An 8,065-nucleotide genomic window follows, 5' to 3' on the forward strand; every position below is an offset into this window, starting at 1 on the left:
GTCGTCGTCACATGCCCAAGCTGCGAGCCGGAAAAGGTGAAGGTGCCAGCGCCGGGGAGGCTGCTGTCGGCCGTCGCGTGGAAGTCCGGAGCAGCGCATACGAAGCCGAAAGCGAGGATGAAGCTGAGGATGCGCATGGCTGTCTCCGTCCGGGGGCAGCGATGTCCGCTGCGGCGCTGGGCGGAGTGATAACCATGCCGGGTTTCAGCCCGTTGGCGCCGCATCGGAAAACGGCTTCGTGGGTGCGTCCTTTTGTTTCGTGCTGACGCAGGCATGAAACAATTGCCGTGTAAGCCGGTTGGAAATGCGTCATGCTTGAAGCGGCGCAGATGCGCCGCAATGTCGGCAAGGGACAGCCAGAATGAAGCGTCTTTCTCGTCGCACCGCCTTGGGCGGTCGCGTAGCCATTGCTCTCTCTGCCAGTGCCGTCGTTGCACTGGCCACGGTCCTGCCGGCCAAGGCGGATCCTTTGGCCGGGCTGCGCTGGAAGAGCCGCGTGCTGGTCGTGGTGGCGCCGTCGGCTCAAGATGGCGAGCTGCGGACCCAGCGCCGCCATCTCGAATCCGCGTCGAACGGCATGTTCGAGCGCAATATCGTGTTGATGGAAGCTGTTGGCGACGGCCAGCAGGCGCGCGAATTACGCAAGCGACTGGCGACGGATGGCAATGAGTTCCGCGTCTTCCTTGTCGGCAAGGACGGCAACACGGCCTTCGCCTCCAAGGGCCCGCTGGCCGCCAATGATATTTTTGGCCGCATCGATGCGATGCCGATGCGCAAGAACGAAATGCAGAAAGACAGCCGCGCCGGTGGCTAGATCTTAAGCGCCGCCATTACCGACCAGGACGAACGGCGCCCAGACGCTGGGATGGGCATAGGCGCCACCTTTGCCGATCAGGTTCACCAGCGAGCGGCGAAACGCCTCGGCGCGGCCGAGGTCGCGCTGGGTTGCAAGTGCGTTAGTCGTGCCGGTGGTGATGATGACCGCAGCCTGTGAGTTGACCGGCCAGTGCGTGACCAGCAGCGCGCGGGAGCCGGCATAGAAGAACGCACGGGTGAGGCCGGAAAAGGCTTCGCTATTCGCTTTCTCACCGCCCGCCGTATTGCACGCCGACAACACCACCCAGTCAGCATCGAGCTTCAGTGCGGAAATATCGGACGACGACAGGTAGCCGTCATCCTCACGCGTCGATTGCTGCGGCGGCGTCATGATCAGGCCGGGTTCGTTGGTGCCGCGCAGCTGGCCGGCCAGCGCGCCATGGGTGGCGAAGTGCAGCACGCGATATTGCGCGAGCTGGCCGCTGGCATTCAGCGTCTTGACCTGCGACTCGGTGGCGGCATTGGCGAGATAGACGTCGCCGCGCACCGGCGAGAACCGTTCGGCGACGGCGCACAGCTCGATGGCGGTCTCTGGCAGCGGGGCGAGGCGCTTGAGCTGCTCGAGATCCGCGATGCCGCCAGTGAGGGAGACCGAGGTCCCGACCTTGCGCTGGGCGAGTTGGTCCTGCCGTGCTTCCATGATCGCGGCGCAGCTCTGGAACTGACGCGCCAGCTTGGCGCGCTCGACATCGCCATCCAGAAGGGGATTGCCGATGCCGACATAAGGCTTTTGCGCGCGGCTGGTCTTGGCCACCTGACGCAGGGATTTCAGACTCGACACCGAAGGCAGCACCGTGGTGGCGAAGCGCCTGGCGAGCCATGGCGCATCGGCAAAAGCTAGCGGGCCGTTCGGCGGCTTCTCGGTGAGCAGCACCTGGAACGGCAGCGTCGCCAGCGGGCCAGAGGGCACCAGGATCAGCTCCTTGCCGTCGATCTCCTTGGCGGCGGGAGCGAGCAGGGCCTGATACAGCCCGTGAGCGCGCTCGGTATCGAAGGGCAGCTGACCGCCGCCCGGCGGCTTCTTCAGGCCGTATTTCTCGCTGCAGTCACTGGCCTTGCCGTGCCAGGCCTCGTCATCGAGGCCGCAGCGCAGGATGCGCACGGTGTCGGTGAGTTGCTTGGTGCCGAGCTGCGCTGTGTGCCAGCGGATATCGGATTTCGTCACTGTCCAGACGTAGGTGGTGCGCTCGGTGGTGGTGAAGAGCAGCAATGCTTCCTTCGGGCCGAGCTGCTTCTGGACATCCGCCAGCCCGATCGGATGGCGGGCGATGAACGTCGCATAGCCCGGGAATTGCGTGGCAATGCTGAGGTCGAGTTCCTTGATCTGGCTGGCGATGGTCGCGGCGCGGTTGCGAATGTTCTGCTCGGTCTGCGCATTACGCGCCGCGGCCGGCTGCGAGAGCGCTGCTATCAGCAGCTGATCCGTGGCGACGGCCTGATCGGCGAGATCCTGCCGCTGGCGCACTCTTGCCGAAAGATCGCTACCGCCTGCCGCGACGCGGGCGGACATGCCGGCAATCGCCTTGGCCGCCTGCTCGTCACCGATCCGCTGCGCGTTTTCAAAGGCTTGCGCGCGCAATGCAGCCTGCTGGGCCGGCACGGTGTCGGCGAGCTGATAGGCCGCGACGATGGCGCCGGGGAAGGGATTGGTGCCGTCCTTGAAGCTGAGCTCGCTGCCCGGGGCGGCGTCGCCGGCATCATTGGCGTTGCGGGCAATCAGGATCGCGGTCGCGCGGGCGAAGGCATCATGGGCCTGCTGCCAGTCGCGGACGTCGAGATAATGGGCGCCGAGATTGTTGTAGCTGTTGGCGACATCGGGGTGATTGTCGCCGAGCGTCGTGGCGCGAATCTCCAGAGCGCGCTTCAGCAGCGGCTCGGCCTCATGGGCGTTGCCAAGTGTATCGAGCACCACCGCGAGATTGTTGAGGCTGCCGGCCACGCGGGGATGCCGCGGGCCGAGTGCAGCTTCGCGGATGGCAAGCGAGCGACGGGCCAGCGGCTCCGCCTCATCGGCGCGGTTGTCGTCGGTGAGCAGGTTGACGAGATTGTCGATCGCCGTGGCGGTGTCGGGATGATCGCGGCCTGCGCTCTTTTCACGGATGGCGAGGGAACGGCGGAACAGCTCTTCCGCCTCCTTCTTCTGGCCGGCGGTGGACTTGGCTTCGGCGAGATTGTTCAGCGCGATGGCGACATTGGGGTGATCGGCGCCGAACGATTTTTGCTGGATCGCGAGCGCGCGGGTCAGCAGGCCTTCGGCCTCCGCGGCACGGCCCTGGCGGGTGAAGACGATGGCGAGATTGTTGAGGCTGGCAGCGACATCGGCGTGTTCGGGACCGAGCGACTTTTCGCGGATCGCGAGCGCGCGGCGGGCCAGGTCTTCGGCTTCCGGCAGGCGCTCCTGCAGGCGGCGGAGTTCGCCGAGATTGTTGAGCGTCGAGGCGACCTGGAGATTGCCCGCGCCATGCAGTTTCTCCTGCAGCGCCAGGGCTTCGCGAAAATTGTCGTCGGCGAGTTGCAGCCGGCCCTGGGCCTTGGCGACTTCGGCCATGTTGTTGAGCGCCACGGGGACCATGATCTCGGCCTGCGCGCCGGCCGCCTTGAAGCTGCTGAGGCTGCGGCTGAAGATCTCGAAGGCTTCGTCCTCGCGCAGCTGGCGGTGGCGGATATTGCCGAGCTGCATCCGTGACAGCGCGGTGGCGGTGCTGTCGGGACCCGCGGCGCGCTCGTTGATGGCGATCGCGCGCAATGCATAGCGTTCCGCGTCCGCCAGGCGATCGCGGGCAAAGGCGATCTGACCGAGCGGGCCGAGCACGGCGGCGACTTCGGCATGGGTCGGGCCCATCGCCTTTTCGCGAATGACCAGCGCCTTGCGCAGATTGGCTTCGGCTTCGGTGAGTTCGCCCTGAGCCTGCAGGGCCTGGGCGAGCACGACATAGGTTGTCGCAGTTAGCGGCGATTGGCGGCCGGCGGTTTTCTCGGCCTCATTGGTCAGCTTGCGGGCGAGCGGAATGGCGTCGCCATAGCGACCTTCCTTGGCGAGTGCGGTGATGCGCTGCATCAGCGCCAGCATCTCCTGCTGGCCGGCCTGGCTAGGGGGAATTGCGGAAAGGCTTACAGCAATGACAAAAGCGAAACGGATAGTCCGGCTGAACCGCATGCCTCGAACGCTCCCTGAATGTGCAATTCAACCGCTATCACGGCCATCTGAGGCCGCAACATGGCGCGAGCCATGCAACGCGGCGCGCTGAATTGGCGCGCCGCGAATGACGACAGTTCGGTGAAGGACACGCTGCGCGATCAGCCAATCGCGCTCTTGATGACGCCGAGCAGATCCTGGAACGGTTCTGCACAGGGCGGCTCGGCGGGGAGCTGGCCGAGCACGTCATAGATCTTCGGCACCAGATTGACCGCCTGATCGAGTTCGCTGTCGCGGCCGGGCTGATAGCCGCCCATCAAACGGAGATCGCGGGTGTCCTCGAAGCGCGCGATCATGGCGCGCAGCCTGCGCACCAGCGTCGCCTCTTCCGGCGACCACACATGCTGGCCGAGACGCGACACCGAGGCGAGGACGTTCACCGCGGGATAGCGGCCCTGGTCAGCGACGTCGCGATCCAGCACGATATGGCCGTCGAGCGTGCCGCGGACCGTGTCGGCGACCGGCTCGTTATGATCGTCGCCGTCGACCAGCACGGCGAACACGCCGGTGATATTGCCCTGGCCTTCGAGGCCGGGGCCGGAGCGTTCGAGCAGGCGCGGCAATTCGCTGAACACGCTGGGTGCGTAACCGCGGGCGATGGCCGGCTCGCCGGTCGCCAGCGCCACCTCGCGCGAGGCGTGCGCAAAGCGCGTAACCGAATCGACGATCAGCAGCACCGATTCGCCGCGATCGCGAAAGTATTCCGCGATGGTCATGGCCGTCTTCGGCGCCAGGCGCCGCATCATCGGGCTTTCGTCCGAGGTAGAGACGACGGTGACGGCGCGGTTCTTGTACTGAGCGAGCGATTCCTCGAGAAATTCGCGCACCTCGCGGCCGCGTTCGCCGACCAGCGCGGTGACGACGGTGTCGAAACCAGTGCTGCGTGCCAGCATCGACAGCAGCGTCGTCTTGCCGACGCCGGAGCCGGCAAAAATGCCGATGCGCTGGCCCATGCAGAGCGGCGTGAACAGATCGATCACCTTGACGCCGGTGCGCAGCGGCTTGCTGACGCGCGAACGCTTCAAAGCCGGCGGCGGATCGCCATCGGTCTGCATGGAGCGCTCGCCCACTGGCATGTCGCCGAGACCGTCGAGCGGTTCACCAAGCGCGTTGATGACGCGGCCTTTCCAGCCGGCATGCGGCATCAGCGTCTTCGGCGGCATGCGGAAGGCAGCAAGGCCGAGGCCGGCGGCAATGTTCGATTCAAACGGTTTTGCGGTGACGCCGTCACCGTCGATGCGCACGACTTCGCTGAGATGGACCTTCTTGTCGATCTCCAGCCCGATCAATTCACCGAGCTTGACGTGGCGGGCCAGACCGGCGACGCGGAAATGCGTCGAGGTGACTTCCGAGACGAGGCCGCCGACACGCACCACCGGCACGTCCTTGCGCAGGACGGCGATGGTGGATTCGAGTCTTTCAAGCGCGTTCATCCGCAGCTCCAAGCCTTGTGGTCAGCCTCAGCCCTTGGCGGGATCGCCGAGGGTACGAATGGCGTTCTGGACCGAGCTTTCGGAGTCCTGAATCAGCGAGCTCACATTCTGGAAGGTCTTTGTCGCCATCATCATATGCGTGAGTTCGGAGAGCGGATCGACATTGGATCCTTCGACAAACCCTTGCTGGAAGCCGACGGTGACGAAATCGAGTGCGGCCGTTGCCGGCTTGCTCGGGATCACGCCGGAATTGCCGAATCGTTCGAGTTTCGCGTCCGCGGCGATGTCGAACAGGCCGAGCTGGCCGACCTGATTGATGCCCTGCGAAATGCTGCCGTCGCGTGCGATCACGATCGGTCCGCCATCGGGGTCGATCATGATCGGGGTGCCACCGGAGTCGAGGACGGGATAGCCGGTGAGTGTGCGCAGCTGGCCGTTGATGTCCATCTGCATGCGGCCATCGCGGGTATAGACGGGACCATTGGGGCCTTCGAAGGCCATCCAGGTGGTGGCGCCGGGATCGGGGCCTCCGGGATAGGCGGCCATGCTGTTGCCCGCGATCGCCACATCGAGCGGATTGCCGGTCTGCGTGACCGCGCCTTCCTTGCGCGAAATGAAATTCTCGCCGGGCGTGGCATAGGCCACCGACTGGGCGGCGGCGCGTGACATGGCGGTGTCGAACTTCACTGCATCGGCGCGAAATGCGGCCGTTTTCACATTCGCCATGTTGTTGGCGATGGTCGCCAGCCGCTTCTCGAGCGAGACCTGGGCTGAAAGGCTGACATAGAGCGCTGTTTGCATCTGGGAATCCGAGTTTCAGGTTCGCATGCGCGATGAATGCCAAACTCCCCGAGCAGGCTTGTCCGGGGCTGGCCGAAACCGGGGAATGTCAGCCTCGTGCAAGCATCGATGCCTACACCGATTGCATATTCAAATTGGAGCGGTGCGCTTGAGCGTTCTCTTTGGTCTCATCATCATACTTGCCAGTCTGATCGGCGGATATGTTGCGATGGGCGGACACCTTGCCGTGATCTGGCAGCCCTGGGAATTCGTGATCATCATGGGGATGTCGGCCGGCACCTATATCATGGCCAACCCATGGAAGACGGTGGTCGATACGGGCAAGGCGACCATCCAGGCCATCACGGTCGATGTGCCGAAGCAGCGGCACTATCTGGATCTGCTCGGGTTGATGCACTCGCTGATGCGCGAAGTGCGCAACAAGGGCCGCAACGAGGTCGAAGCGCATATCGACGATCCGCCGTCCTCCGAGATTTTCACGGCTTTTCCGACCGTGCTCGCCAACGAACCGCTGACCCAGTTCATCTGCGACTATTTCCGACTCATGATCATGGGCAGTGCACGCACCCATGAGATCGAGGCGCTGATGGATGAGGAAATCGAAACCATCGTCCGCAGCAAGCTCAAGCCGTATAACTCCCTGATGATGATCGCCGAGGGCCTTCCTGCGCTCGGCATCGTTGCTGCGGTGCTCGGTGTCATCAAGGCGATGGGTGCGCTCGATCAGTCGCCCAAGCTGCTTGGCGGCTTCATCGGCGCCGCGCTGGTCGGCACCTTTGTGGGCATCTTCCTGTCTTACGGCGTCGTTGCGCCGCTGGCGATCAAGGTGAAGACGGTGCGGGAACAACGGGCGCGTCTCTATGTGATCGTCAAGCAGACCTTGCTTGCCTTCATGAACGGCGCTCTGCCGCAGATCGCGATCGAGCATGGCCGCAAGATGATCGGCCCGGCCGACCGCCCGTCCATCGACGTGGTCGAAAGCGAGACCATCACTGGCGGTGCCAGCAAGGCCGAACCGGCTGAAGCGCCGGCCAAAGCAGGGGCACGCGGTTGATGTCAGACGTCAAGACAGGGCGCATGGACCAGGGGTCCGACCAGCTTCTCGGCGCAGCGGGAATTTCCGTCGAACGCATGCCGATGCTGCATGTGATCTTCGACACGATGACCAATCTGTGCGCGGAAAGCCTGCGCTCGATGTCGCCTTCGCAGTCCTATTTCTCGCTCATGAGCGTCGGCAGCGAGCGGCTGTCGGACATTCTGGATCGCCATGAAGGCGAAGCGATCGCCGCCGTCTTCTACGCGCAGGCATGGGATGCCCGCGTGCTGATCGGCTTCGACCGTGACTTTGTCTACACCATGATCGAGCTGCTGTTCGGCGCCGACGGCGCCGAGCCGCCGCTCGACATGCCGCGCGTGTTCTCGAATGTGGAGATGCATGTGGCGCAGGCGCTGTTCGAGCGTTTCGGCAAGGCGCTGCAAAGCTCGTTCGAGCGGGCCACCGAGGTGACCTTCACGCTCGAGCGCGTGGAAACGCGCATGGATTATCTGGCGATCGGTCGCCTCAACAACATGGCTGTCTGCTCGAAGATCCTGCTCCAGGCGCTCGATCGCGGCGGCGAGATGTTCATCGTCATTCCGCATGCGGCGCTCAATCCGATCCGTACCGCGATGTCGCAGATCGTATCCGGCGAATCGGCATCGACCGATCCGAAGTGGAGCCGCCAGCTCCATAGTGAAATCAAGCGCACCGAAGTAACGC

6 protein-coding genes are annotated in these 8,065 nt (G+C 64.3%); 3 read left to right on the plus strand and 3 right to left on the minus strand.

The annotated features are described in order from the left end of the window. Positions 1–361: 361 nt before the first annotated feature. Positions 362–814: a DUF4174 domain-containing protein gene (locus ACIQ17_RS27830; protein ID WP_398472611.1), complete on the plus strand. Its 453-nt coding sequence runs from the start codon at positions 362–364 to the stop codon at positions 812–814. Positions 815–817: 3 nt separating this feature from the next. Here ACIQ17_RS27830 and ACIQ17_RS27835 read toward each other — a convergent pair whose 3' ends face one another. The 3 genes from ACIQ17_RS27835 to flgF all read right to left on the minus strand — a co-directional run bounded on the left by ACIQ17_RS27835 (position 818) and on the right by flgF (position 6,306). After that, complete coding sequence (locus tag ACIQ17_RS27835) at positions 818–4,033, minus strand: tetratricopeptide repeat protein (protein ID WP_398472612.1); 3,216 nt, start codon at positions 4,031–4,033, stop codon at positions 818–820. Between the two features lie 140 nt (positions 4,034–4,173). Beyond that, positions 4,174–5,505 (minus strand): flagellar protein export ATPase FliI, encoded by a 1,332-nt coding sequence (fliI, locus tag ACIQ17_RS27840; protein WP_398472613.1) that lies wholly within the window; start codon positions 5,503–5,505, stop codon positions 4,174–4,176. Positions 5,506–5,532: 27 nt separating this feature from the next. Next, positions 5,533–6,306: a flagellar basal-body rod protein FlgF gene (flgF, locus tag ACIQ17_RS27845; RefSeq protein ID WP_398472614.1), complete on the minus strand. Its 774-nt coding sequence runs from the start codon at positions 6,304–6,306 to the stop codon at positions 5,533–5,535. A 208-nt stretch (positions 6,307–6,514) separates the two neighbouring features. Here flgF and motA point away from each other — a divergent pair, with 208 nt between their 5' ends. Then, positions 6,515–7,360 carry a flagellar motor stator protein MotA gene (gene motA / locus ACIQ17_RS27850; RefSeq protein ID WP_398472616.1) on the plus strand — a complete coding sequence of 282 codons (846 nt, stop codon included), beginning with the start codon at positions 6,515–6,517 and terminating at the stop codon, positions 7,358–7,360. A 23-nt stretch (positions 7,361–7,383) separates the two neighbouring features. Next, positions 7,384–8,065: flagellar motor switch protein FliM (locus tag ACIQ17_RS27855; RefSeq protein ID WP_398472615.1), on the plus strand; the 682-nt coding region annotated here is incomplete at its 3' end.

Origin of the sequence: Tardiphaga sp. (assembly GCF_044340795.1) — a bacterium.
Lineage (GTDB): Bacteria > Pseudomonadota > Alphaproteobacteria > Rhizobiales > Xanthobacteraceae > Tardiphaga.

Bases quoted from the DNA above. Each gene is read 5' to 3' on its own strand.
- flgF (WP_398472614.1), bottom strand. From the start codon at position 6,306: ATGCAAACAGCGCTCTATGTCAGCCTTTCAGCCCAGGTCTCGCTCGAG.
- ACIQ17_RS27835 (WP_398472612.1), bottom strand. From the start codon at position 4,033: ATGCGGTTCAGCCGGACTATCCGTTTCGCTTTTGTCATTGCTGTAAGC.
- fliI (WP_398472613.1), bottom strand. From the start codon at position 5,505: ATGAACGCGCTTGAAAGACTCGAATCCACCATCGCCGTCCTGCGCAAG.
- motA (WP_398472616.1), top strand. From the start codon at position 6,515: ATGGGCGGACACCTTGCCGTGATCTGGCAGCCCTGGGAATTCGTGATC.
- ACIQ17_RS27830 (WP_398472611.1), top strand. From the start codon at position 362: ATGAAGCGTCTTTCTCGTCGCACCGCCTTGGGCGGTCGCGTAGCCATT.